The sequence below is a fragment of the Anoxybacillus eryuanensis genome (assembly GCF_051200995.1).
Classification (GTDB): domain Bacteria; phylum Bacillota; class Bacilli; order Bacillales; family Anoxybacillaceae; genus Anoxybacillus; species Anoxybacillus tengchongensis.
This window is the reverse complement of record NZ_JBPODS010000007.1, coordinates 29,690-55,327: the sequence shown is the minus strand read 5'-3', so window position 1 is coordinate 55,327 and position 25,638 is coordinate 29,690. Positions and strand designations below refer to the sequence as shown.

The window sequence follows — 25,638 nt, the reverse complement described above, 5'->3', positions numbered from 1 at the left end:
AATCAGCCTCTTTTCGTATGCATTTGTTGTTTAAATTGTTGCAGGAGCGTTTCGCCATGTAGTCCACGTTGAACTAAGTCTTCTAACACGACTTCAGCTAAATTCGAGCGCTTAATGAGCGTCGCATCCATTAATACGCTCATTCGTTCTCCCATCATCGTCACGGAGCGAACAGTTGCACGTACATGAGCGGGATCGTTCGTTTTGCGCGAAATGGTTACGAGCGCATCAAACGGTGCCTCGCTCTCTTTTAACGACGTAAATAGCTCGCGATATGTTTGCTCGACATACGCCTCGATAAGCCAACGTTTATTTTCATCTTCTTTATTAATCATTAACCCATCAATGAGCGGAATGTCTTGTTTTTGCTCATGCAATAGTGTAAGAGCAACGAGCTTAAAAGTTTTCACCGCATCCACCTCGCAACAGTAGTTGCCTTTATTATACCATATGGGCGAAATGTAACAAAAAAAGAAAAGAAAAAGTGAAAATTGAATTTTTAGGCGCTTTTTTTGTCAAAAATGGCCGAAAAACGGCAAAAAAACAAAAAAACGGGCTCGAAAATTGAAAAATCGAAATTTTACACCATTTTTTTATTTTTGTATCATATGAATCGAGGAGGTGATCAAAAACAATTCCTCTCAACTTCCTTCCAAAATGTGTCCTCTTACTGCTCCCTCATTATTTGGCTAGCATCCCCTTCGCTAGCCTCTTTTTTCAATTGACCGTCTGTTACGAGAGTGATATGCTAGGGGTAAAACGAATAGAAAGGAGGGAAATGAAAAATGGAAAACCAAGTTTTACAAGCGGTGAAAGAATTGCTTTATGAAGTACGTGAAATGCGTGGGGAAATAGAAAGCTTAAAAGAAGAGATGAAAAGCTTTAAACAAGAGATGCGCACAGAAATGGAAAGTTTCAAACAAGAGATGCGCACAGAAATGGAAAGTTTCAAACAAGAGATGCGCACAGAAATGGAAAGTTTCAAGCAAGAAATACGTGCAGAAATGGAAAGCTTCAAACAAGGGATGCGTGCAGAAATAAAAGAGTTGCATGTGCGCATCGACAAGTTAGAAACAAAAGTGGACAAGCTACACGACAAATTTGAACTGCACGCACAAAAACAATGGCAAACAGAAGCAGACGTGTATCGCTTAAAAAAATTAATTGGCATTGAATAACGGGCAAAAAGTGCCCCTTTTTTATTTTTTTAAAGATAAGAAAGTATAAAATTTTAGATTTACGGAGCTGTCTAGCTCCAAGCGCCATCGGCTCGAGTCGCTTCGCCCCACACTGCGGCGGCGACAGCCTCCTCGGTGGGGCTTGTGCGCTCTTCGCCGATAGGCGGGCGCTTTGCGCTTTTCTTATTTCAACGCTTCAATCATTTCATCAATCATCTTGATGACGACTCCTTCAATTCGCTTTCGCTTATGTAAAGGCAATGACTGTAGGGCATATAGTCGCTTCGCGAGCTCGCGCTGTTCATTCATGTAACGAATAAGCGATAATTGCTCATCGCTCATTTCGTCCGTTCCGTACGCCAATCGCACTTCTTGTAACAGCTGTTCATCTGTTGGATGTTTTCCAAGCAAAAAGTCGACGCTGACACGAAACATATCACTCATATCGATAATGGATTGTAAATCAGGGAGCACCTCACCATTTTCCCATTTACTTATTTTAGAACGAGATACATTTAATCGTTGGGCGAATTGCTCTTGCGTCCAATCGTGAGCGTTTCGCAACCGTCTAATTTGTTCGCCAATACGTTGTAACATCATCTTCCACCAAATTCCCTTTTTCTTTTTACGATAGAAGAAGAAAGGGGTTTATTTTGTTCTTTTTACGAACGAAATGACAAAATGTTCATTTTTAGAACAAAAATCGACGGTTTGTTTGTCGAAAAAAAGTTGATTGAATATTCATAAAATGTAAAAATATACATTGGAAAAACTTGAAGGAGAGGATGAATCGTGAATATTTATTTTTCAAATTACATTGTTCATCAAGCGAAACAAGGAGGAAAAATGTGTGAAGTACTTATTAAAGAGAAGCCGAATCCTCCGTTTCACGAATCGCGAACGATTGAGCCCATTCACTTTTCTGATTCACTTCAGTTTATTTCACCAAGCGATAAACGACCGCTAGAACCGATTCGTTATCGGATGATTACGTGCACAACAAAAGATGACTTGTTTTTATTTTTTAAAACGATAGACGATCAATTAATGATTGTCATTACGTTTTTCTTCGGAAGAGGAAAAGCTCAAATATGTGTGAAACGTTGGAGTGACCTCGAGAAACGTTACATCCCCGCACCGATGAATGACCTCACAGCTGCTGAAGAACGAGCCATCTTATGTACATTCCGCTCAGTTTCCATTCGTTCTGGGCAGAAAATTCAATATTGCTTATTTTAATGTCAAATTTGTCAACGAAAAATTTATGCCAAAAAACTAAAAATATGTTTGTTAAACGTGAAAAATGATGCTAAAATATAACTGTAGTACTATTTCCTTCTGTTTACAATAGAGAGCGGTTGGTGGCCAGAGGCAAAGAAAAGGGCTGATGTAAATCATCAGCCCTTTTCTTTATGATTGCGGAATGTAGGCGCGCCATGTGGAAAAGTCAAATTGTTCTTTTTGCAAGAGCGACTTTGGAAAGATAAACGTCCACGGTTTGCTTGTATTTGCTTTTACTTCTAATTGCAATGTAAACGCTCCGCGTGCAACAACGTCCCCTGATGCATCTTCAACCACTAATGGCAATTGTTCAAACGTAATGTTTTTGTCGCTACCATTGCGAATGAGTAATGTGATCACTAAACTTCCTTCTTCATTTATGCGCGCCTGTAGTCCCATGACGTTCACTTCTCCTTGTTTTGGCGGAGTAAGAGAGCGAACGAGTTGCTCAAGCTTTTGTTTATCTTCTTCTTTTAAATGTTGTTCCCAACTTTCTTCTAAATCTAGTCGATGTGGCTTTTTTAATTCAAACGCCAACTTCCATCCTGTTTCTGGAATATGTTCTGTATACAGGTCGCTCGTTGTAAATACAAATCGCCATGGACGACTGCTTTTAGGCGGAATGTCCCCAAGTTCGTGCATTGGAAATACCTTTCGTCCGATTACTTTCCCATCTGGCCCAATCAACAACAAAGGTGTATGTTCAAAACGAATTGATTGATCTAAACTGTTTCGCACAAACGCTGTAACAATATAACGATCATCTTCTTTTTTCCATTCAATTCCTGATAGTGATACTTGATTTTTTTTCAATGGTGGCAGTTCGTTATTTACGTATTGAAAATAATATTTTTGTTCTGTCGTTAGCGACATCAGTGGATGAATCGATAACGTGGTGTGCACGTCTTCATCTTGTTGTTCAGCTGCTCCGTCAAATAATTGTCCTGCTTGAACGGTACTATCTTCACCTTGTTTTTTCTTTTTGAAAAATGGAATCATCGTTCCATCTCCTTTCCTCGATTTAAATAAGTAGCTGGGCAAGTTGTTGGGAAGCATCTTTTTCTAATCGATGGTACATTTGTATAAAGAGTTCCAACCCTTCTTTTGCATATTGGCGCATCGGATCTTCTTGTCCGTAATAGCGCAACCCAATTCCTTCTTTTAATAACTCCATTGCTTCCAAATGTTTTGTCCAATGAAAATCAATAAGTGAAAGTAAAGCACGTTTCAATGCCCATTTGTGTTCTTCGGTGTATTCTAATGCATGCACGCGCTCTTTCCATGAGGAGATTGCTTGTTGGACGATCGCTTCCACTTCTTTTTGATCGACAACACTAGTCAAATCAATATGTTCGTTTGTCACCGTTTGAACGGTCTTCACTAGCCGAGCCATATCCCATTCTTCTGGAATGACGTCTTCTGGACATGTATAACGAATTTCTCTTTCAAGAAATGACGGCACCATATGAACGATAATTGGAATAACATCGTTAGCTTCAAGAATGCGATTGCGGAGCGTATAAATGGTACGACGCTGTTCGTTTAATACATCATCCAGTTTTAAGTTATATTCCCTTACAGAGAAGTTGCTTCCTTCACAAATACGCTGTACACGGTTGACGAATTCATGCACCTCTTTGTTTAATACTTCACCTTCTTCATTTACTTGTAGTGATTTTTTCATTTTTTCTAGCTCATCTTTAGCAAAACGACGAAACATGTCATCTTCAAGCGAAATGAAAAATTGCGAGCGCCCCGGGTCTCCTTGACGGCCAGCCCGTCCTTTTAACTGGTTGTCGATGCGACGGCTTTCATGGCGTTCTGTACCGAGAACATATAAACCGCCAAGTTCTGCCACGCCTTCTCCAAGCATAATGTCTGTTCCACGTCCTGCCATATTTGTCGCGATTGTAATTTGTCCTTTTTGACCAGCGCGTGAAATCAATTCTACTTCTTGCTCGACACTTTTGGCGTTTAACAATTGAAACGACAATCCTTCTTCTGCTAAATATGTCGCCACTTTTTCTGACTGTAAAATAGATGTTGTTCCAATAAGCATCGGTTGTCCTGTCTCATGCACGCGCTTTGCTTCTTTTGCGACTGCTTTATATTTCGCATCGATTGTCGCAAAGACGCGGTCTGGCAAGTCTTGACGGATGACAGGGCGGTTTGTTGGAATTTGTACGACATCCATTCCATACAACGTTTGAAACTCTTTTTCTTCTGTTTTCGCCGTCCCTGTCATTCCGGATAAAATTGGATAAAGACGGAAATAGTTTTGAATCGTAATCGATGCTTGGATTTTATTTTCTTCTGTTAACTCTAATCCTTCTTTCGCCTCAATGGCTTGATGAAGACCATTGCTTAAACTGCGTCCTTCCATCGGACGACCGGTGAACATATCGATTAACAACACTTTTCCGTCTTTTACGATATAGTCGACATCGCGTGTAAACATGACGTATGCGCGCAATGCTTGAATGACGTAATGATACAACACTTGGTGTTCAAGATCATATAAATTGTCGATGCCAAATCCTTTTTCAATCTTTTCAATGCCTTGCTCGGTTAAGTTAACAGTTTTTGTTTCTTCATCGTATTCGTAATCTTCATCGCGAATGAAATGTTTTACGATACGGGCGCATAAATAGCTTAACTCCGAGCTGACACCTGTTTTTCCTGCGATAATGAGAGGGGTTTTTGCTTCGTCAATTAATACGCTATCGACTTCATCGATAATCGCGTAATGAAATGGGCGTTGGACACGATCAGCGCTGCTGTACACCATATGATCGCGCAAATAGTCGAAACCAAATTCGTTACCGACACCGTACGTAATATCGGCATTGTATGCTGCTTTTTTCTCCTCTAGTGTCATTTGTGGCAAATTTAAGCCAACGGTCAGCCCTAAAAACTCGTGAATTTTTCCGATTAAATCACGGTCACGGCGAGCTAAATAGTCGTTGACGGTAATGACGTGCACGCCTTTTCCTTCAAGCGCGCGCAAATAGCTTGGGGCGGAAGCGACGAGCGTCTTTCCTTCACCTGTCGCCATTTCTGCAATATTTCCTTCGGCAAGCACAAGACCGCCGATGAGCTGAACGTCAAAATGGCGCATGCCAAGCACGCGTTTCGATGCTTCTCTGACAGTCGCAAACGCTTCGACCTGTATATCGAGTACCGATTCACCTTGCGCTAGTCGCTGTTTAAATTCGTTTGTTTTGGCGCGTAATTCTTCATCTGTCAACGATTCAAATGTCGGTTCAAGCTCATTGATACGCGCGACGATTTTATTGTAGTTTTTCAGTTTGCGTTCATCACTGTTTACTAGTTTTTTTATGTAAGACAACATGGGGAACCTTCTCCTTCGCTGTAAATCAAATCGTTTCAACGTACAGTATACCATTGTTCCCAAAATGTTTCACGACCCGGAAAATATTTCTTTACTTTTTGTTTGTTGGGTGATATTGTAAGTTTATTAGAAAAAATTATCAAAATATGAAACTTTTTTGTCTTTTTTTCGTTATAGTAGGTGTATTTGCCTGTTATGGCGAATACATATGTTACATTCTTTTGAAGGAGGCTTTTTATGAAAAAATGGAAGAAAACCGCATTATCGATTAGTTTAGCCTCATCGCTTATCGTGCCGGCAGTTGCGCAAGCATCGACGGAACCGCCGATTGCGCAGTGGAAAAAACAAATGACGAAAACATCAGCGCCACTCGCTTACAAAAAGTTTGAAGATGCGCAAAACCAAGTGAGTACGGATACATTGATCGTAAAGTACAACGAGGCCATTCCAGCTGCTGTGCATCGTAGTTTAGGAACGACAGTAAAACAGTCGTTTCCGCAATTAAAATACGATGTTGTGACGGTGCAAAAAGGGAAAAGTTTGCAAGACGTGATGAGAAACTATGCAAAATTAAAAGCCGTAAAAAGCGTGACACCAAGTTTTACATACAAACGGCTCGGTTCTGCTGATCCGAAAGCAGATCATATGTATTTATTATCGCTTTTAAATATGGATAAGGCGTTAAAACTTGCTGGAAAGTCTAGTGTCACGGTTGCTGTCATCGACACAGGGATGGATACGAAGCATCCAGAGCTTAAAGGACGCGTTCTCCCTGCTTACAATGCGATCAATCCAGCAGGTGCGCCTGTAAAAGATGTACACGGGACGCACGTTGCAGGTATTATCGGAGCGAACGCAAACAACGGCATTGGTGCACACGGTGTCAATCCAAATGTTAAAATTTTACCCATTGACGTATTCGGTGGCGGTTGGGGGGCAAGCGACTATACGATTGCCCAAGGGATTTTATATGCGATTGAAAAAGGAGCAAAAGTCATTAATATGAGCCTCGGTGGCTATTTTAGCTCGCCAATTTTAGAAGAAGCTGTTCAAAAAGCAATTGATGCAGAGATTACGGTCGTTGCTGCAGCAGGAAATGAAGCGACGGACATGTACTCCATTCCAGCTTCCTATGAAGGAGTCATTAGCGTGGGGGCGACCGACAGCAAAAATAAACTTGCTGAGTTTTCAAACTACGGTCCATCTGTTGACCTCGTTGCACCGGGGGTTGATGTATACAGCCCCATTTATGACTATACGAAAGGGTCTTCGTTTGCTGAGTTAAGTGGAACGTCGATGGCATCGCCAGTTGTCGCAGGCGTCGCTTCGCTTCTTTTATCGAAGTACCCGAATTTAAAGCCGTATCAAGTTGAATGGATTTTAGAGCGCACCGCAACAGATTTAGGGGAAAAAGGATACGATTTAACGTACGGTAACGGTTTAGTCAATCCCGTTGCTGCGCTGCAATATAATATCAAAAACGTGCCACAAAAAGAAAAATGGAACGATGAAACGATTTTAGCGAAAGCGCCTGTGATTGATGCGAAAGAACCGTACGTGAAAAAAGGATCGCTGACAAAACCGGAAGAAGTGCATTGGGTAAAAGTAAACGTCCAACAAGGTGAAAGCGTGCAAGCGCTACTCGAAGGGTCTGAAGCTTACGATTATAAACTTGTGTTTCGCTTTTATCCAGAAGGAAAAACAACGTCTGAAAAGCCCATTCAAGTGAATGACGGTCGAGCAGGCGAGATGGAAGCGAAACTATTTACGGCGAAACAATCTGGCGTGCTTGCAATCGGCGTTACAGATGCAAATGGCAACTATAGTTTACAAGGAAAATCAACGTATACGTTAGCTGTTCAATCGTTTACGGAACTTGCCGATGATGGCATTACAAAAGAAAATCCAGCTGTCATTGAACAATTGCCGTTTGCCTTAGAAAACTTAACGTTTGTGCCAGAAAAAGATGCAAAAGAAGGCGATCGCGACTATTTCCGCTTTACTGTCGCAGAGCCGACAACGGTGAAGTTTGAATTGTCGCCTGTTCCGGGCATTGATTCGTCATTAAACGTTTATTTAGCTGAAGAACTATATCGTCCAGTTGATCCGAATGCGAAGTATAAAGAAATTCCATTCCCAATCGTGTTTGGGAACAATAACGGTGTCGGTAAAGGAGAGACGGTGACGTTTGAAGCGCAACCGGGCGTACAGTATGTGCTCGAAGCGTCAAGTGAACCACTGAGTGGATTTTATCCGATGATATTAGACTCTTTTATGTCAAGCAATCAAGTGAAAGAAGGAAACGCATCAGCCATTCCATATCAGCTGAGCGCAAAAGCCATTATATTGCCACAAGACGAAGACAACTTCCCAGCGCGCGAGCCGATGCCAACGGGCGATGGTGCTGTTGAACAAATGGAAAAAATAAAAGAACAAATGCGCAAGCCAAACGATATCATCATCATTGGCGATGACGGAAGCTGGAGCTATTTTGAAAAAGAACAAATCCAGCAAATTAAAGAAAATGCTCGCCCTTACAACATCGGTGATCGGACAGAAGCATTTATCCAGTTTAGTGGTGACCAAGACTTTTATCGCTTCACTGTTCCGAACACAGCGATATATCAGTTTTCGTTTGCGACACCTGACGACATGATGCCGTCAGCAATGTTGTTCGAATACGATGAGAAAAAAGATGATCTCATTCCTGTTCACTCGTTCTGGCCGTTTGATTGGATGACAGGGAAAAAACAAACAGACTGGACGTTAATTCTTGAAGAAGGAAAAACGTATTACATGTCGGTGCAAAATGACAATTATCAACCGGTAGCTGATCCGTATGTCATGACATCGAAAAAGCTCGTCGATGCCCCGAAAGATGTGAACGAAAAAAATAACGAGCCAATTCAAGCGACAGTTGTAAATGTCAATGAATCGAAAACAGGAAATTTCGTGCTTCCGAACGATGTTGATTACTACTACTATAAACATCGTCAAGCGAAGGAGCTGTTGACGTTTTTTGCGAAGCCAAGCAAAACGAACGCATCGTTGCCAAAACAATTGCGCGGTACATTAATTCCAATCGTATCCGTTGTTGAAGATACGAACGGAAATATGACGATCGATGAAGACGAATACAGCAAAGCTGTAACCTTTTATCCAGACGGTTGGAATCCGTTATACGATGTAAACGGTTCGTTCCAAGCGAAGAAAAATGTCGGCTACTTCTTTGTCGTCAACTCGTTTATGTGGGATGGGCTATCGCTACAGTCGTACAACTTTGGTATTCAATCGCTTAATAAAAAAGACGAAGATGCGTCTTCCGTCGTGAAAAACAATGTGCCATCAAAACCGCTTTCTTTCAATAAAAGAGGAAATGTGTATGAAGCACGTGGCTACATGAACGTCGTTGATTACGGCGATAAAGATTATTACAAATTTGTCGTTGAAAAAGACGGCACATTTACATTCAAGCTCGATGTACCGGGTACGATGGATGGGGTCATGTCCATTTACGACGCGAAAGGTCGCCTCGTTCAAACGTACGACCATTACGGCGATGGCGATGCAGAAACCGGCATGCTTTCTTTGAAAAAAGGAACGTACTATGTCGTCGTTGAAGAATCGCTTGCCCGACCAAATGCCAACCCATACACGCTCTCTATAACGAAGAAATAAATATAAAGGCTGCCTATGCATACAGGCAGCCTTCCTTATTTTTCTTTTCCATCATCGCGTGTGACGTGTTAACATAAATGTAGATTAATAGATAACGAGGTGATTGACGTGCAGCGCATGCGATTCATTTGGCTTTCATTCGTTTTTTTATTCTTTTTTCACGCGCCTGCCCACGCCCATGTCGTTGATTTAACGAAAAAAGCGCAGGCGCAAAGCTATGAAAACTACTATTCGCTCATCGCTAGCTATAAAGGAGAAAGTGGCGTCACGTTTGAAAGCTATAGCCCCCATTGGACGAAGACGAAGCTCGTTTTGTTGGAACAAGAACTATTAAAAAACAAACATGGTGCTGAGCTTGCTTTGTTAGGGAGCGTAAAAATTTTTCCGGACTATCCAGCAGGGGAGAACGTGCTCGGACAATATTTTGTCCAATATCAACTGAGCCCGAAGCTCGCACTTCTTCCGAATCGGTACATTCATTTATACGGCGGCAACGAATGGACGACGGTGGAACAAATGGCGACGACGCTCGCACACGAGTACGGGCATCATTTTACGTACTATTATATGATTAACAAAGAACAACGTCGCCCGAACGAATGGTTACAATCGTCATATGCTTCTGCGCGTGAACTATTCCGCTATCCGTCTGTCCATGCTGATGGCAGTGGAGCGTACGAATGGTATATGCCTGAAATACTAGCAGAAGACTACGTGCAATTATTCGGCTCACCGAATGCTTTAAAAGGACATATGCAAATGAACGTGCATCTTCCGACACCGTTTGAGCTTCCAACGTTACAAACGTATTGGAAAAATCAGCTCGGCGCTCCGTATGAGCCGATGCCACCGCTGTCATTACTGCTGACAAACTATACGGTAAAACATAACGTATATGCGCTCAAGCTTTACACATATGCCGATGCCACCGCGTACGTCAACGCGCACGATGGAAACGGACGCTATGCCTCCGTTTATATCGGAAGTGTGCCAAAAGGAGTAAAAGAAACGACATACGACGGAGCAACGTTAAACAATGAAGTGTCGTGGTTGTTTCGTTCAACGATTGTTGATACGGCTCTATTTCGTGTCGTTCAGCCGACGACAAAAGGATTTAATCGTGGTTCAGCGACGCTACGTGTCCAATACGGAACGATTGACTCGCTTCTTTCCCCTCCTTCACTTTTTCCAGATGTGATCGGGGAGGAGTTGCAAGAAGCAGCAAGATTATTATATGAACGGAGTGTCATTTCGGGATTTCCAGACGGAACGTTTCGTCCAAATGAACGGTTGCTTCGCCGACATGCTGCGCTTATGCTTATTCGTGAATTAAAACTCACGTTGCCAGAAGGATACGTCAGCAAAGCAACAGATATCAAACCGACCGATCCGTGGTATAAAGAAATGGCGATTGCTGAGGCATATGGATTGCTTACAGGATATAACGGAAAGCTATATCCGAACGATTATATCACTCGTGCTCAAATGGCAACGATTTTAACGCGTGTATATGCAGACGTATATGAACGCCCGACTGTAAATCAATCGTTTTTTGATGTTTCTCCTTCTCACTGGGCGTATGAGCCGATTAACACGCTATTTTATAATCGAGTGACGATCAACAATCCGTATCGTCCAAACGACGTTGTGACACGCGGGCAGTTTGTGCTCTTTTTAAAGCGAACGATCGATAAAAAATAGCGAGAAAGGCTTGTCCTTTCTCGCTATTTTGCGTTGATTGCACGATAGAAAAATACCGTAAATTGTGCACGTGTCACTGTCTCTTTCGGTCGAAACGTTCCGTCTTCATAGCCGCTTGCAATGCCAGCTGCGACAAGTTTTTCAATCGCATCATAGGCTGCATCTGTTTCTTTTACATCGGTAAATGGCACATCCGCTCCACGCTTCAACTTCCATGCTTCCGCAAACCACATCGCTAATTGTTCGCGCGTTAATGGTTCATCGGGTTGAAACTGCTTATTGTTTTTATCGACAATATTTTCTTTCGCAAGGGCGTTCACCGCACCGACAGCCCAATGATCGCTCGGTACGTCAGAAAACGTTTCTTTTCGATTGTTCATGTTGAAGTTAAAGTACGTTGCGATCAGTCCGGCAGCTTCTGCACGCGTCATCACGTCATCGGGCTTAAAGTAGCTTTTCGCATATCCAAGCACCATTTCTTTTTTTCCTAACGCCTCAATTTCTTTACTTGCCCAAAAATCGTTTCCGACATCTTGAAACTGCCCAGCAGCTTGCACGTATGCAAGCACACGTCTTGCTCCTATGTATCGCTTTTTATAGTAAGAATCGTCTAATGAAGTGACCGTAATGCCTTTGGATGAGCTCGCATGAATAAATTGATTATCCCCAATATAAACACCTGCATGCGACGGCCCCTTTTTATACGTCTCAAAAAAGACGAGATCGCCGACTCGTAAATCTTCTTTCTTTACTGCGCTTCCTTGTTTATATTGTTCCGCTGTCGTACGCGCTAACGTCACACCAAGTCTGCTCATTACATGGCGCGTAAATCCAGAACAATCAAACCCTTTTTCCGAACTTCCGCCGAACTGATACGGCACACCGACATATTTTTTCGCCAGTGGAATGAGCCGATCGTAACTTTCGTTTGCATAAGCGAAAGAAGGGAAAAGGAAAAACAAAAGCAATGTTGCAACAAACCGCCTCACACGTCACACCTCACTCCGCCATTGTTCTTACAATTTCGACATTTTTACACTATTCCAAGTGTATCATAAATAGGAGAATGATAACTTTACAGTTATGTAACAAAACTTTTTGTCAAAAAGTTACGTAGGAAGGTATTGAAAAAAGTCGAACATTAGGTAAAATGGTGAATAGGTGGAAGGCTACATATGAAACAGTATTGTTATTCCAACAAAGAAAAGTGATTCAAAAAATGGTTGACTTTAATCATGGAAAAAATTATAATGTAGTTTGTAGTCGTTCACTCGCTAAGTTTAAGAGTTTCATAGAGAGAACATACATAATCTCTTAAATTTAGCTGAACTAAATAGAAGCAGAAACAAAAGGAGGAAATATGTCGATGGCTTACCAACCAAAGTCTTATCGCAAATTTTTAGCTGGTACAGTCTCTGCAGCAGTTGTTGCTTCAGCGATCGCACCAGTAGCAAGCGCAGCTTCTTTCACAGACGTAGCAGGAAGCGTGCATGCAGATGACATCGCTACATTAGTAGCAAAAGGTTACATTAAAGGATATGCAGACGGTACATTCAAACCAAACAAACCGTTAACACGCGGTGAAGCTGCGATCATCTTCTCACGCATTTTAAAAGATGCAGGCGTGACTCAAAAAGGAGCAGGCTTCCCAGACGTTCCAGCGAGCAAAGCTGAATTAGCAGAAGCGGTGGCGATCGTGCAAGCTGCTGGAATCATGACTGGAGACGAAAAAGGCAACTTCAACCCGAACGCAAACATCACTCGCGAACAAATGGCGAAAGTCGTTGTTGAAGCGTTCAAATTAACAAAACCAGCAAACCACACAACAAAAGTTACTGACCTTGACAAAGCTGGCTCATGGGCGCGTGAATACATCCAAACATTAGAAGCAAACGGTGTAACGAAAAACACTGAGTTCATGCCAAAACAAAACGTCACACGCGGTCAATTCGCTTCATTCGTCGTTCGTGCGATGGATGTGAAAAAAGAAGTTTCCGCAGCTGATATCACAGCGGTAAAACTTGTTGACGAAAAAACATTAGAAGTAACATTCAACGGCGAATTAACAAACGTAAATAAAGACGATTTCAAAATCGAAGGCGTTGAAATCGACTCTGTATCGATCAAAGCAGCCGCAGCAGCTGAAGCAAAAACAACAGTTGTTGTCATCAAAACAAAAGCAGCATTAGAAGAAGGCAAATCTTACAACGTATCTTACAAAGGTCAAACAACCGACAAAGCAAAAGTAGATGTGCCTGTTGTAACGCCGAAAGTTGAAAGTGTAAGTGCGATTAATGCTGAAGAGATTTTAGTTACTTTCAATAAAAATGTTGATTCAAAAACAGCATCGGATGTAGCAAACTATGAATTGAAAATTAATGGTGTCAGCAAAACATCCGCTATTGACAAAATCAAAGTAGATGGTAAAACAGCACTCATCCGCCTCAAAGATGGTGTTGTATTTAATAGTGGGGATAAGTTTGTTCTACAAGTTAAAGATTCAGTAAAAGATTATACAGGAAAACAAGTTGAACGATTTGCTTCAGACGAAGTTACATTTAATGTTTCTACAGCTCCAAAGATCGTAGAGTCAAAGTATAACGGAACATCCTTACAATTAACATTTGATCGTCCGGTATCACCATTGGTAACACTTATCAAAGTGGATGGTGTGGCTTTGGGATCGCAATCATTATTAGCTGCCGATGATGATGCACCAGGTAACTATGTTTATACTGTATCGTTAACTTCTGGTGAGCAGAAACTTGCTGGAAAAGTAGGAACGCATGAAGTAGTAATTTTCGATTTGGCAGACACGAAGGGTGTACTTCCTAACAAAGCTAGTGTTGCTACTTCTACTTATACAGTCACTCAAGACACTGAGGCTCCATTTGTTAAGGCAGTGAAGGCCTTGAATGCTAACAAGTTCTTTATTGAACTTAGCGAGGGTGGCACAACAGTTACTAATGCTTCGTTCACAATTAAAAAAGGTAACTATACATTCGCTGTAGGTGGCAATAATGCTCAATTAGCAAATGATGTAGGAACAGGAACAGAAAAGAACAAAGTTTATTATGAATCAGGCACTCTAGACGGAAAGCCAGGATATTATGTCGTTATTACTGAACCTAGTACTGGAGAGTTAAACCCTCTATACGGAAAAGATGAGAATAGTGTTACGTTAAATGTTACTTTTGAAAACTATAAAGACGCTTCTAACTTCATTGGTGCGAAGTACGAAGGAACAGTAACACTCTCAAAAGATACAAATAAACCGCAAGTTGAAAAAACAAATATTGATACAACAAATAAGAAGTTGTTAATTGATTTCGATCGTAACTTGAGTGCAGCTCCATCTCTTTCTGATATTGTTGTACGCAATAAGGATGGGGTAATTATCGCACCAAATAATATTGGCTTAGGTACATCAGATAATTCAGTTGTGGAAATTACACTTTCTGATGTGAAAGACGAACCATATACAGTTGAGTTTAAGGAAGGAAAAGTTCAATACGCTGTTGTGAAAAATAGCGTGGTAGGCTATAACTTGAACGCAAACAAAAATGATGCGTTTACAGTTACTGTTAAATCAACAGCGAATAACTTCTTTAAGTATGTTGAATTCACAACGAATGGTGCTACTCCGACTGTTGTATCTGGATCTAAAAATGTTATTGAAATTAACTACGGTGTAGAAATGGGCACATCAGCATTAGATTTGGCAAATTATTCCCTGGATGGCAAAGTTTTACCAAACGGAACAAAAATTGATTTCTTCGGTGACAAAAAGACTGTAAGAATCACACTTCCTGAGGGAACATTTGTTACAACTACTTCATATAAGTTAACGATTAAAACAGATGTAATGACTAAAGACGGTGTTCGTATCGTCGGTGATTTGCAGACAAAAACACCTTATGAAACAGTATTGACGTTAACTGATAATGTAAAACCAGTCCTTCAAGAAGTTAAGTATTTGATTGTAAATGACACAGATACAACAACTACGAAGTTGTTAGTGAAATTCTCAGAGGCACTCAAGTCAGGTGTGACTTTTGATACAGACGACTTTAAAGTAACTGTTCAAGGTTCAAAACAGACGATTGCTTCTATTAGTAACTCAAAAGATGATGACGAGTATCTTGTTATTGTGTTAAGCAACACCGTGAATGTGAATCAATCTGCCACAGTTGAAATTGTCCCTGAGGGTCCATCGAATACAACTATTACTGTAGTTGACCCTGCAGACAATAAAGCTACAGGAAGTGCAACTGCTACAAGCACAACAAAAGATGATAAGGGGAACTAATTGGTAGCGTGCCTGTTGGGTTGCGTGCCAGTTATGCCTCGAAGATTGATAGAAACAGAGAGTCGTTAGTGGCTCTCTGTTTTTTCAGTGAGGAAGAATTTCGTCATTTTTGTATTAAAAAATACGGAGGAGGTAGGATTGAAAAGAATAACAGAAAGTGAAATTCAGGAATTTTTGTATTGTTTCGTTTTATATGCTGTGTCTTTGTTGATAGCTAAGTTAATACTCAACAGCTTAGAAATAAGTAACTTGCCATTGATTTGGGTCGCGGGGCACGTATTCTCTCCCATGCTGATAGCAATTGAATTAAAGTTATTTCGTCGGATATTTTTTAAGAACGCTCTATATCTTGAAAGAATTATCTACTATATAGATTGAAATAAAGGTTTTCTCCCGTTCCACGGCGAATAAATAATAGGGGAACGGAGAGAAAATACGATGCCAAATCATAAAGACGAGATCGAAAAGTTGTCCACTGCCATGAAAGAAGCAAAAAGTAAACGAACATATGAACGCTACCAAGCCATTTATCTTCATTTGCAGGGGATACACCAAAGGAGAAATCGCAACGATTATTGATCGATCCAAGAAAACTATTTATAACTATATTCATGGGGTATGGTGCCTGTGCACTGCGATCCGAAAAGTAGACAGTATAAATTCAGTTAACGTGAAGGAATCAGAGTGATTGGGGTATGGTGCCTGTCACGCCCCGAAGATTGTCGAAGATTAGTAGATACAGAGAGTCGTTGAGTGGCTCTCTGTTTCTTTTTTTATCCGCATCAACGAGCATTTGGTTACGTGCCTGTGTACTGTCAGCTGTCGAAGAAAATTTTTTGAACATGCAGGATTTTTGCTATTTTTGTCGAAGAAATGTGTGAAAATACTTCAAAAGGAGTGAAAAGTGTGGGACGAGCAAGGCGGATATGGGTGCCGCATTTGTTTTACCATATCGTTTGTCGTGGGAATCGGCGTGATCCGTTGTTTAAAGAAACAAATGATTTCCTTGCTTTTTTGCATATCCTCGAACAGCTTCATGACAAAATTCCGTTTGAAATTGCTTCGTATTGCCTCATGACGAATCATTTCCATCTGCAGCTTCGTTCGCAACAGGAATCCATTTCCAAAGTCATGGCACTGATTAACAAACGATACGCCAACTATTACAATACACGTTACGGATTAACCGGTCATGTGTTTGAAAAGCGTTACTTCAGTAAAATCATTGACGATGACGCGGGGATGTTAGAAGTCAGTCGCTATATTCATCTCAACCCTGTCGAGGCGCGTATGGTGCATCTTCCCGAACATTATCGCTGGAGCAGTTTTTATTTTTATCACCAACCTTCCTCATTGCCTTCGTTTATGAACATGGATGTACTCCTTCGTTACTTTTCTGGAACAATGAATGAAAAAAAGAAGGCATATGTGCAGTTTGTGAAAGAAGATGTTGTACCGAACTGTGTCAAGGAGGAATAACATGAAAGTTTGTAGCATCGGTTTGCGTGGGATGGAAGGGTATCGTGTGCAAGTGGAAGTGAAAGAACTGCCGGGAATGCCTTCCGTAGTCATTGTTGGATTGCCGGATACATCGGTGAAAGAAGCAAAGGAGCGTGTCATTGCAGCGTTGCATGCGTTTGGATGTGATATTATGAATCAAAAACTTGTCATCCATTTGTCGCCGCCCGAGCGAAAAAAACAAAGCCCGATGTTTGATTTAGCAATGGCGATTGGCATTTTACAAGTCAAAGGAAAACTCGAGCAACCAATTCCGTCACATATCGCATTTTTAGGCTCATTGTCATTAGACGGAACGATTCAGCCAGTGGATGGCATGTTGCCAGCTATTTTAGCTGCCAAAAAACTCGGCTTTCAACAAGTATATGTCCCATATGATCCCACATTTCCCTTCCAGTACTTGCAGCATATCGATTGTGTTTTTGTTCAAACATTAGATCAAGTGGTGCAATGTTTACAAGGGCAACAAGTGTTATTTTCGATGAATCATCTACCTTCAGCTGTCGATCCACCTCAAAAAACTCATCGTGATTTTGAACATATCATCGGACATGAAGACGCCAAATATGCACTTGAAGTTGCCGCAGCAGGAGAGCATAACGTGTTAATGATTGGACCGCCGGGGTGTGGGAAAAGTTTATTAGCTGAAACGTTTCCGACGATTTTGCCGCGCCTTTCCCATGAGGCACAGCTGGAGGTGCTTAGTTTGTATCAATTAGCTGGAGAAACAAAAAACGACTCCTCCCCACCGTTTCGTCATCCGCATCATTCAGCATCTTCCGTGGCATTGATTGGTGGAGGAACGCAGCCGAAGCCCGGAGAAGTTTCGCTTGCTCATCGTGGGGTATTATTTCTTGATGAAATGGCAGAGTTTACGAAAAAGACGCTCGACATGCTTCGCCAGCCGTTAGAAACAGGCAGAGTGACGATTAGCCGCGTTTCGTCGACAGTGACGTATCCAGCACATTTTATTTTGATCGGGGCGATGAACCCATGCCCATGCGGATATTTCGGTTCGAAAAAGCGCTATTGCATATGCAGTCCGAAACAAATCCACGCCTATCGTCAGCGCATCTCAGGGCCGATTTATGATCGCATCGATATATTGTTATCGTTACAAGCAGTGGATTTGACGCAAAAACACCAACAGCTAGAGCGTTCGGAAACAATTCGTCGCCGCGTGGAAGCCGCACGCTTTAAGCAATACGAACGGTATGGGGAAGAAATCACCAACGGTCGTGTGCCAATGGACGTGCTGCTTGCGAAAAGTCCATTGACGAAAAGGCAACAGCAATTGCTTCAACATTGGGCGGCTACGAACGACTGGAGCAACCGCGTCCAAACAAAAATCATTCGCCTCGCTCGCACCATTGCCGACTTAGCAGAAGCGGAACACATCACCGATGAAGCATTATGGAAAGCGATGGCGTTTCGGAGGATAAAAGAAGGACGTCAAGAAAGGAATAGGAAGGGAGGGTGTTGAGGAGATAGGGAGAGTGATTGGTGTATGAGCAAAATGTTTGTGGGAGAAAAAGACAGGTTCCTAATTTGGTAAATAAGGATCTCCCGCAATATACATTGATGGCACTTTCTAATATGCTATAATGAATGTCAAGGGAGGGTGTGTGAAATGAATGAGCTAAAAGAAATGTTGCGCTCCATTATTCAAGAAGAGTTTAAACCTGTTCATGAGCGGCTCGATCGATTAGAAGGAACAGTGGCGCAAATTCAGGAAGGCCAAAAAGCATTACAGTGGGATGTAGCGGAATTGCAAGAAGGTCAAAGAGCATTACAGCGGGATGTAGCGGAGTTGCAAGAAGGCCAAAAAGCATTACAACGGGATGTAGTAGGGTTGCAACGAGATGTGATGGAACTGCGAGAAAGTCAGCAGGCATTGCGAAAAGATGTTGAGCAGCTTCAAAAAGGTCAAGAAAAATTAGAAACAGATATGACTCATGTGAAACAATCACTTGGAAATATGGAGAAGACACAGCAACAAATCCTTGAAGAAATACGCGTATCGAAAAATAATCAAGCTCCTATGCTAACGGATTTAACAAACATTAAAAAATCCGTCGATGTGACCGTTGCATATTTGCAACGTCGATCCGATGTCATGTTTGATAAAATGATTGAACATGAAAAAGAGATTTTAAACTTAAAGTCGCGGCTCCCTAATTGATTTCCTAAGGGAGTTATTTTTTTACCATGCAGTGATAAGTTTAATTAAACAAAAAATTAAAAATATTTTATTGAAATTCCCTCCTTTTTTATGTACGATAATTAGTAAGTGAGGCCGTTTGTTACCCCCTTGCTGTACCCCTTTGTGCAAACGGTTTCACTTATTGAACAATGTAAAGAAGGAGGAAAAGATCGTGGGGAGAAGATGGAGAAAGTATTTTGCTTATTTCTCAATCTTTTTGCTTCTCGCACAGTTGTTTTCATTTAGTGCAATCGTTCGCGCTGATGAAAACGTGCAAAGCCCTGTTGTAAACGGAAACGATGTGACATTCCGTTATGTAGGTACAGGGGAAGAACAGTCTGTGTTATTAGTTGGATCGTTTAACGATTGGCAAACAGATGGAGACAAAAAGATTGCATTAACAAAAGAAAACGACCGCGTTTGGTCTGTAACGAAAACGCTTCCAGACGGAACGTATATGTACAAATTTATTGTTGACGGAAAATGGGTGACAGATCCGTTAAATGCAAATCAAGCTGATGACGGATACGGCGGAAAGAATAGTGTTGTTGTTGTCGGTCAACCAGTTCAACAACACCGGACTGTGACGCTTGTTGGGAACTTGCAGGATGAGTTAGGACATACAGGTGAGTGGGATCCGAAAGCGACTGCTACGATCATGGTGCATGAAGGCGATGGATTGTACACATTCACAGGAACACTTCCTGCAGGCACGTATGAATACAAAATTGCCATAAACGGTAGTTGGGATGAAAACTACGGGGCTGGTGGACGTAGTGGAGGCAATATTTCACTTACGTTACAACAAGAAACGGAAGTAACGTTTTATTACCATGATCGTACACATGCGATTGCTGATTCGACATGGTATACACCTATTCCAAAAGAAAAACAGCCGCGGTTAGTCGGCACGATTTTACCTGCGATCGGCTATGAAAAAGAAGTCGATGGTTGGACGCCAGAAACATCCACAGCATTTTTTACAGACGATAATTTCGACTCCATTTACACGTTCTCAGCACGTGTACCAAAAGGAACGTATGAATATAAAGTAGTGTTAGGGAATAACTGGAGTGAGAACTATCCACAAGAAAATGCGAAGTTAAACGTACTCGAAGAAACGATGGTAACATTTTTCTTCGATGCGAAAACCAAATCGGTATATACCGACTACAGCCCAACGGGTTCAGATGGAGCTATACAAAAAGAACGGTTAAAACATAACACGTGGGATCCTTTATATCGCCAACCGTTTGGTGCAGTGAAAGCAGGAGAAAGTGTCACCCTCCGGTTAGCTACGAAAAAGGGTGATTTGACAAAGGCGAACGTATATGTAAAAAATACAACGACAGGGACAGCGAAGTTATATACAATGAGTAAAGTCGGTGTCATTGGTGACGATGAATATTGGGAAGCAACGTTTACACCAGATGACAAAGGATTGTACGGCTATAAGTTCATCGCGATGGACGGTGCAGCTAAAGCAGAATATGGTGAAGATACGCAAGAAGGTCAATGGGGACGAGCGGTCGATAAAAATGCGGAATTGTTCCAATTGACCGTGTATGATCCAAACTATAAAACGCCTGATTGGATGAAACATGCGGTTGTATATCAAATTTTCCCTGATCGTTTCTTTAACGGTAATCCAAACAATGATTATGCAAAAACAAATGCACGAGGACGTGAACCAATTGAACATCGTGAGTGGTCGCAACTTCCTGACAATCCGCGTATGAAAGGCACTCCAGGATATGATGGAGATGGCATTTGGTCAAACGACTTTTTCGGTGGAGATATTGCTGGGGTTGAGCAAAAACTTGATTACTTGCAATCGCTTGGTGTGAACACGATATATTTAAATCCAATCGCACATGCACCGTCAAATCATAAATATGATGCGCATGATTATAAAGAAATCGACCCGATGTTTGGCACGCCTCAAGAACTTCAGTCATTTGTGCAAGCGATTGCATCTCGTGGCATGCACTTAATTTTAGACGGTGTATTCAATCACGTATCAGACGATTCTATTTATTTTGACCGATATGGAAAATATCCAACAGTCGGAGCTTATGAATATTGGTCGGCTGTGTACGATTTAATGAATGAAAAAGGGTTATCAGAAGAACAAGCTCGTGCTCAAGTTGAACAAAAGTTCAAAGACGAAGGGCAACAATTTAGTCCGTACGGATTCCATTTATGGTTTAACATTGAAAATGAAAAAGTAAACGGTGTGTATAAGTATCAATCATGGTGGGGATTTGATAGTTTACCAGAATTCAAATCAATTTCTGGGAATAAAGTGCCATACGCCAGTGAGTTAAATAACGAGCAGCTTGCTAACTATATTTTCTATGAAAATGACTCGGTCGCAAAAAGTTGGATTACGTGTGGGGCTTCAGGCTGGCGTTTAGATGTTGCCAATGAAGTAGATACAGAGTTTTGGCGTGAGTTTCGTGAAGAGTTGTTGCAAGGTGACTATGATCGTGGTCCAACGCTTAAAAATGGGGAGCAGCCGTTAATTCTCGGTGAAATTTGGGATGATGCGTCAAAATACTTCCTAGGTGATCAATACGATTCAGTGATGAACTACCGTTTCCGTGGAGCTGTGTTAGACTTTTTACGAAACGGGAAAGCGGAAGATATCGATGCCCGATTAACAGCCATTCGTGAAGATTATCCGAAAGAAGCATTTTATGCGCTCATGAACTTAATTGGTTCACATGATACAGCGCGTGCTGTTTTCTTACTTGGAAATGGAACGGATTCGTATGAACGTGCAGAGCTTGACCCGAATTATAATGAAGAGCTTGGCAAAAAACGATTGAAACTCGCTGCCATTTTACAAATGGGCTATCCAGGAGCTCCAACGATTTATTACGGTGACGAAGCGGGAGTAACGGGATCAAAAGACCCAGATGATCGTCGTACGTATCCGTGGGGAAGTGAAGATAAACAATTAATTGCACACTATCAAAAAGTAGGAACGATTCGTACGGCACATCAAGATGTACTAGCGAAAGGTACAATTGAGACGGTATATGCGAAAGGAGACGTATATGTCTTTGCACGTCAATATGAAAAAGATGTCGCATTGATTGCGATTAACCGTGGCAATAACGAGCAAACGGTTGAATTAAATGTCGCTTCGCTCATACCAAACGGAACGAAGCTTGCAGATGAGTTGCATCATTCGTATAACGTGACAGTAGCAAATGGAAAAGTGACGTTACATGTTCCAGCGATGGACGGTCGCATGTTATTTGGAAAAGTAACTGTCGATCTACCGAATGAAGTAACGAGCGTTCAAGCGACGCCGGGCGTTGGCCAAGTGACATTAACGTGGGAAGGCGATGCTTCAGCGTATCGCATTTATCAATCTACATTAAAAGGTGCAGGATATACACTTGTGAAAGAAACGAATGAAAAGACGATTGTGATTAATGAGTTGAAAAACGGTACAGCATATTATTTTGCGATTACAGCATTAGATGGAAACGGAAATGAATCGGCAAAGGTAGAAACAAATCGTGTTGTACCACATTATCCGTTAACAGAAGATAACATTGAATTACTTTCTGAAGTACATGATGGAGTACTGAATTTAGCTGCTCCAATTGTTATTGAGGCAAGTGCGTACATTAATGATGTAACAAAACATGGATTAGCTGACGGTTTACAAGCTGTTTTGCAGGTAAAGAGACCAAATAGCGACAAATGGGAAAGTGTACAAGCAACATATGATCGTCAAGGTCATGAAGCAAACGTATTCCGTGCGACGTTTATCCCATTACAAGCTGGAACGTATACGTATCGTTACGGTTTTACGACAAACCTTGGCGACGATTGGGTGTATACATCTGAACGAACATTTACACTCACAGCAAACACTGAAGATACACAAGCACCTGCAAAAGACATTCAACTTGTGCAACCAGAAGTTGAATCTGGTCAAGTGAATTTAACATGGTCGTTCGTTGACCGTGATGATCATGATGATCATGATGCCTATATGCTTGTCATTGAACGCAATGGTCAAATCGTTCATACAACAACGGATATCGGCACATCATTTACCGATTATGATGTAGAGAATGGAAAAACATATACGTATGTTGTAAAGTTGTATGACAGGTCTGGAAACTTTGTTGCATCTAATGACGTGCAAATTACACCAAACATCGTGATGGTTCAAGTAACGTTTAAAGTGAAAGCACCAAGCTATACGCCGTTAGATACGCGCATTACGATTCCGAATAGTATTAACGGTTGGAATACAGGTGCTTGGGAAATGACGCGCGGTGGGGCGGTTACACCTGATTGGGAGTTTACGACAGAGCTTCAAGAGGGAGAAACAATTATTTATAAATACGTAAAAGGTAGCTCATGGGATCAAGAAGGGTTAGCTGATCATACGCGTGACGATCAAACAGATGATGACGTTAGCTATTACGGATATGGTGCGATTGGTACAGACTTAAAAGTTACGGTGCACAACCAAGGTAATAACAAAATGGTTATTCAAGATTACATTTTACGTTGGATTGATATGCCTGTTGTCGTTGAAGATGTTACTAAAGAAGGTGAGCGTGTCACTATAAAAGGAAATGCGATTAAAGATGGTGTGCTAACGATTAATAAAGAACGTGTAACAATTAAAGACGACATGTCATTTACGTATACGTTCACACCAACAACAAATCAAAAAGAAGTAGCCATTCACATTGAGCCGTCTGAAAGAAGCAAATCGGAAATTTTCAAAAATGACGGTGGTGCTATTGCGAAAAACACAAAAAATTATGTATTACATCTCGACACAAAACAATTACGTGAAGGAGTATTACAAGAAGACACAACACCGGGCAGTGGCACAACACCGGATAGCGGCACAACACCGGGCAGTGGCACAACACCAGGCAGCGGTACAACACCAGGCAGTGGCACAACACCAGGCAGTGGCACAACACCAGGCAGTGGCACAACACCGGGTAGCGGTACAACACCGGGTAGCGGTACAACGCCGGGTAGCGGTACAACGCCGGGTAGCGGTACAACACCAGTGACGGGTGAGAATGGCACGGTTGTTTTACAGCCGAAAGTAGAAGCGAAAGAAAAAGATGGTAAAGTAGTGGAAAAAGTTGCTGCTGTTTCTTCGAACGATATTGCAACAATTGTAAATGAACTTTCAAATGAAAAGAAACAAGTTGTCATTTCAACAGGTTCGCTCGTTAAAGATGTAGCAACAAGAGTAGACGTACCTGCGACGTTGTTTGTTCAAGTAGCCAATAAACAATCCGATGCGACAATTGTTAGTGCGAGTGAACAAGCTGTGTATAAATTGCCAGCAAAAGAAGTGAAGCAAGCAGTAGAGGAAGTGGCTAAGCAGCTTGGAGCAACGGTAGATCAAGTGAGCATTTCCATCGAAATGAAAGTAAAAGACGCTCCACAGTTACGTGTGAAAGCGTTATCTGATGCGATCGAGTTTCACGTGGTGGTGAAGGCCAATGGAAAAGAACAAGCTATTGATCGCTTTACTCAATATGTTGAACGCGAAATTGTATTCAAGCAGTCGGTTAACGCAAGTCGTTCCATTGTCGTGCGTGTAAATCGTGATGGCTCTCTCACTCCAGTACCGACAACATTTGTCGGCAACAAGGCAGTTGTAAAATCGTTGACGAACTCTACTTATGTTGTCATTGAAGGTACACATACATTGAACGACATTGGTCGACATTGGGCAAAAGGATATATCGAAACGTTGGCAGCTAAACAGCTTGTGAAAGGTATGACGGAAACAGCATACCGACCAAATGAACATATGACACGCGCGCAATTTGCGGTCTTACTTGTACGCGCATTAGCATTGCCAAATGAAGCATACGATGGTCGATTTGTCGATGTGAGAGGAACAGAATGGTTTAACAAAAATGGGGAATTAGCTACAGCAATGAAGTTTGGCATTATTCAAGGAAAAACAGCAAATACGTTTGCGCCGAATGAACCGATTACTCGCGCCCAAGCAGCTGTCATGATCGAGCGAGCATTGAAACTTTCATTTGTTGGCTATGATGAAACAGCAAATGACAAAACGAAAAAAGTGACAGACTTCCGTGATGCAAAACAACTACCAACATGGGCGAAAGAAGCGATTGAAGTTGTATATCAAGCAGGAATCATGCAAGGGAGAGATAACGGAACATTTGATGCTGCGAGCTATGTGACACGTGCGGAAATGGCAAAAGTATTGGCGGAGTTTTTAGGAAAAGTAAAATTGATGTAGATGTAAATGTAAGGAAGGCTTCCGTATAGGAGGCCTTCTGTTTTTGTCGGAAAATGTCGAATTTTTGATAAGGAAATAGAAAAACAAGAATATTATAATATTTTATGTATTTTATAGTTTTATAAGTTTATTTTT

Annotated in this window: 14 protein-coding genes and 1 pseudogene; 10 read left to right on the top strand and 5 right to left on the bottom strand. The window is 41.5% G+C overall.

Annotated features, from left to right (window positions below; all coding sequences use genetic code 11):
- Nucleotides 1-2 precede the first annotated feature (2 nt).
- Nucleotides 3-410: a YwpF-like family protein gene (locus tag HNQ84_RS08630; RefSeq protein ID WP_343053397.1), complete on the bottom strand. Its 408-nt coding sequence runs from the start codon at nt 408-410 to the stop codon at nt 3-5.
- Between the two features lie 375 nt (nt 411-785).
- Here HNQ84_RS08630 and HNQ84_RS08625 point away from each other — a divergent pair, with 375 nt between their 5' ends.
- Nucleotides 786-1,178: a DUF1640 domain-containing protein gene (locus HNQ84_RS08625; RefSeq protein WP_435621839.1), complete on the top strand. Its 393-nt coding sequence runs from the start codon at nt 786-788 to the stop codon at nt 1,176-1,178.
- 183 nt (nt 1,179-1,361) lie between these two features.
- Here the strand turns inward: HNQ84_RS08625 and HNQ84_RS08620 are convergent, their stop codons facing one another.
- Nucleotides 1,362-1,775 carry a helix-turn-helix domain-containing protein gene (locus tag HNQ84_RS08620; protein ID WP_032101393.1) on the bottom strand — a complete coding sequence of 138 codons (414 nt, stop codon included), beginning with the start codon at nt 1,773-1,775 and terminating at the stop codon, nt 1,362-1,364.
- A gap of 192 nt (nt 1,776-1,967) precedes the next feature.
- On the opposite strand from HNQ84_RS08620, the gene HNQ84_RS08615 reads away from it, so the two are divergent.
- A complete protein-coding gene (locus HNQ84_RS08615; protein ID WP_032101266.1) occupies nt 1,968-2,417 on the top strand; it encodes a hypothetical protein in 450 nt (149 codons plus the stop codon).
- A 171-nt stretch (nt 2,418-2,588) separates the two neighbouring features.
- Here HNQ84_RS08615 and HNQ84_RS08610 read toward each other — a convergent pair whose 3' ends face one another.
- Together HNQ84_RS08610 and secA2 are read right to left on the bottom strand one after the other, a co-directional pair.
- Entirely contained in the window at nt 2,589-3,458 is an 870-nt protein-coding gene (locus tag HNQ84_RS08610; RefSeq protein WP_435621838.1) for an accessory Sec system S-layer assembly protein, read from the bottom strand.
- A 22-nt stretch (nt 3,459-3,480) separates the two neighbouring features.
- Nucleotides 3,481-5,811, bottom strand: coding sequence for an accessory Sec system translocase SecA2 (gene secA2 / locus HNQ84_RS08605; protein ID WP_435621837.1), 2,331 nt, complete (start codon nt 5,809-5,811; stop codon nt 3,481-3,483).
- Nucleotides 5,812-6,048: 237 nt separating this feature from the next.
- Here secA2 and HNQ84_RS08600 point away from each other — a divergent pair, with 237 nt between their 5' ends.
- Both HNQ84_RS08600 and HNQ84_RS08595 read left to right on the top strand, forming a co-directional pair.
- Nucleotides 6,049-9,489, top strand: coding sequence for a S8 family peptidase (locus tag HNQ84_RS08600; RefSeq protein WP_435621836.1), 3,441 nt, complete (start codon nt 6,049-6,051; stop codon nt 9,487-9,489).
- Between the two features lie 117 nt (nt 9,490-9,606).
- The gene (locus tag HNQ84_RS08595) at nt 9,607-11,190 is read left to right on the top strand and encodes an S-layer homology domain-containing protein (protein WP_435621880.1); all 1,584 of its coding nucleotides are present in this window, start codon (nt 9,607-9,609) and stop codon (nt 11,188-11,190) included.
- A 23-nt stretch (nt 11,191-11,213) separates the two neighbouring features.
- On the opposite strand, the gene HNQ84_RS08590 is transcribed toward HNQ84_RS08595, so the two are convergent.
- Complete coding sequence (locus tag HNQ84_RS08590) at nt 11,214-12,179, bottom strand: C40 family peptidase (RefSeq protein WP_435621835.1); 966 nt, start codon at nt 12,177-12,179, stop codon at nt 11,214-11,216.
- Nucleotides 12,180-12,556: 377 nt separating this feature from the next.
- Here HNQ84_RS08590 and HNQ84_RS08585 point away from each other — a divergent pair, with 377 nt between their 5' ends.
- The 6 genes and pseudogenes from HNQ84_RS08585 to HNQ84_RS08560 all read left to right on the top strand — a co-directional run bounded on the left by HNQ84_RS08585 (nt 12,557) and on the right by HNQ84_RS08560 (nt 25,503).
- Nucleotides 12,557-15,499, top strand: coding sequence for an S-layer homology domain-containing protein (locus HNQ84_RS08585; protein WP_435621834.1), 2,943 nt, complete (start codon nt 12,557-12,559; stop codon nt 15,497-15,499).
- Nucleotides 15,500-15,937: 438 nt separating this feature from the next.
- Nucleotides 15,938-16,112, top strand: a pseudogene (locus HNQ84_RS08580) (terminase gpP N-terminus-related DNA-binding protein); the annotation flags it as partial.
- Nucleotides 16,113-16,405: 293 nt separating this feature from the next.
- Complete coding sequence (locus tag HNQ84_RS08575; RefSeq protein ID WP_435621833.1) at nt 16,406-16,978, top strand: transposase; 573 nt, start codon at nt 16,406-16,408, stop codon at nt 16,976-16,978.
- Nucleotide 16,979: 1 nt separating this feature from the next.
- Nucleotides 16,980-18,500: a YifB family Mg chelatase-like AAA ATPase gene (locus HNQ84_RS08570; protein WP_435621832.1), complete on the top strand. Its 1,521-nt coding sequence runs from the start codon at nt 16,980-16,982 to the stop codon at nt 18,498-18,500.
- Nucleotides 18,501-18,647: 147 nt separating this feature from the next.
- Nucleotides 18,648-19,199: a hypothetical protein gene (locus HNQ84_RS08565; protein WP_435621831.1), complete on the top strand. Its 552-nt coding sequence runs from the start codon at nt 18,648-18,650 to the stop codon at nt 19,197-19,199.
- 193 nt (nt 19,200-19,392) lie between these two features.
- Entirely contained in the window at nt 19,393-25,503 is a 6,111-nt protein-coding gene (locus HNQ84_RS08560; RefSeq protein ID WP_435621830.1) for a pullulanase X25 domain-containing protein, read from the top strand.
- Nucleotides 25,504-25,638: the final 135 nt, after the last annotated feature.

What these genes read in the sequence shown, in the direction of transcription:
- HNQ84_RS08625 (WP_435621839.1), top strand. Translation starts at nt 786, where the DNA reads ATGGAAAACCAAGTTTTACAAGCGGTGAAAGAATTGCTTTATGAAGTA.
- HNQ84_RS08620 (WP_032101393.1), bottom strand. Translation starts at nt 1,775, where the DNA reads ATGTTACAACGTATTGGCGAACAAATTAGACGGTTGCGAAACGCTCAC.
- HNQ84_RS08610 (WP_435621838.1), bottom strand. Translation starts at nt 3,458, where the DNA reads ATGATTCCATTTTTCAAAAAGAAAAAACAAGGTGAAGATAGTACCGTT.
- secA2 (WP_435621837.1), bottom strand. Translation starts at nt 5,811, where the DNA reads ATGTTGTCTTACATAAAAAAACTAGTAAACAGTGATGAACGCAAACTG.
- HNQ84_RS08600 (WP_435621836.1), top strand. Translation starts at nt 6,049, where the DNA reads ATGAAAAAATGGAAGAAAACCGCATTATCGATTAGTTTAGCCTCATCG.
- HNQ84_RS08595 (WP_435621880.1), top strand. Translation starts at nt 9,607, where the DNA reads ATGCGATTCATTTGGCTTTCATTCGTTTTTTTATTCTTTTTTCACGCG.
- HNQ84_RS08585 (WP_435621834.1), top strand. Translation starts at nt 12,557, where the DNA reads ATGGCTTACCAACCAAAGTCTTATCGCAAATTTTTAGCTGGTACAGTC.
- HNQ84_RS08570 (WP_435621832.1), top strand. Translation starts at nt 16,980, where the DNA reads ATGAAAGTTTGTAGCATCGGTTTGCGTGGGATGGAAGGGTATCGTGTG.
- HNQ84_RS08565 (WP_435621831.1), top strand. Translation starts at nt 18,648, where the DNA reads ATGAATGAGCTAAAAGAAATGTTGCGCTCCATTATTCAAGAAGAGTTT.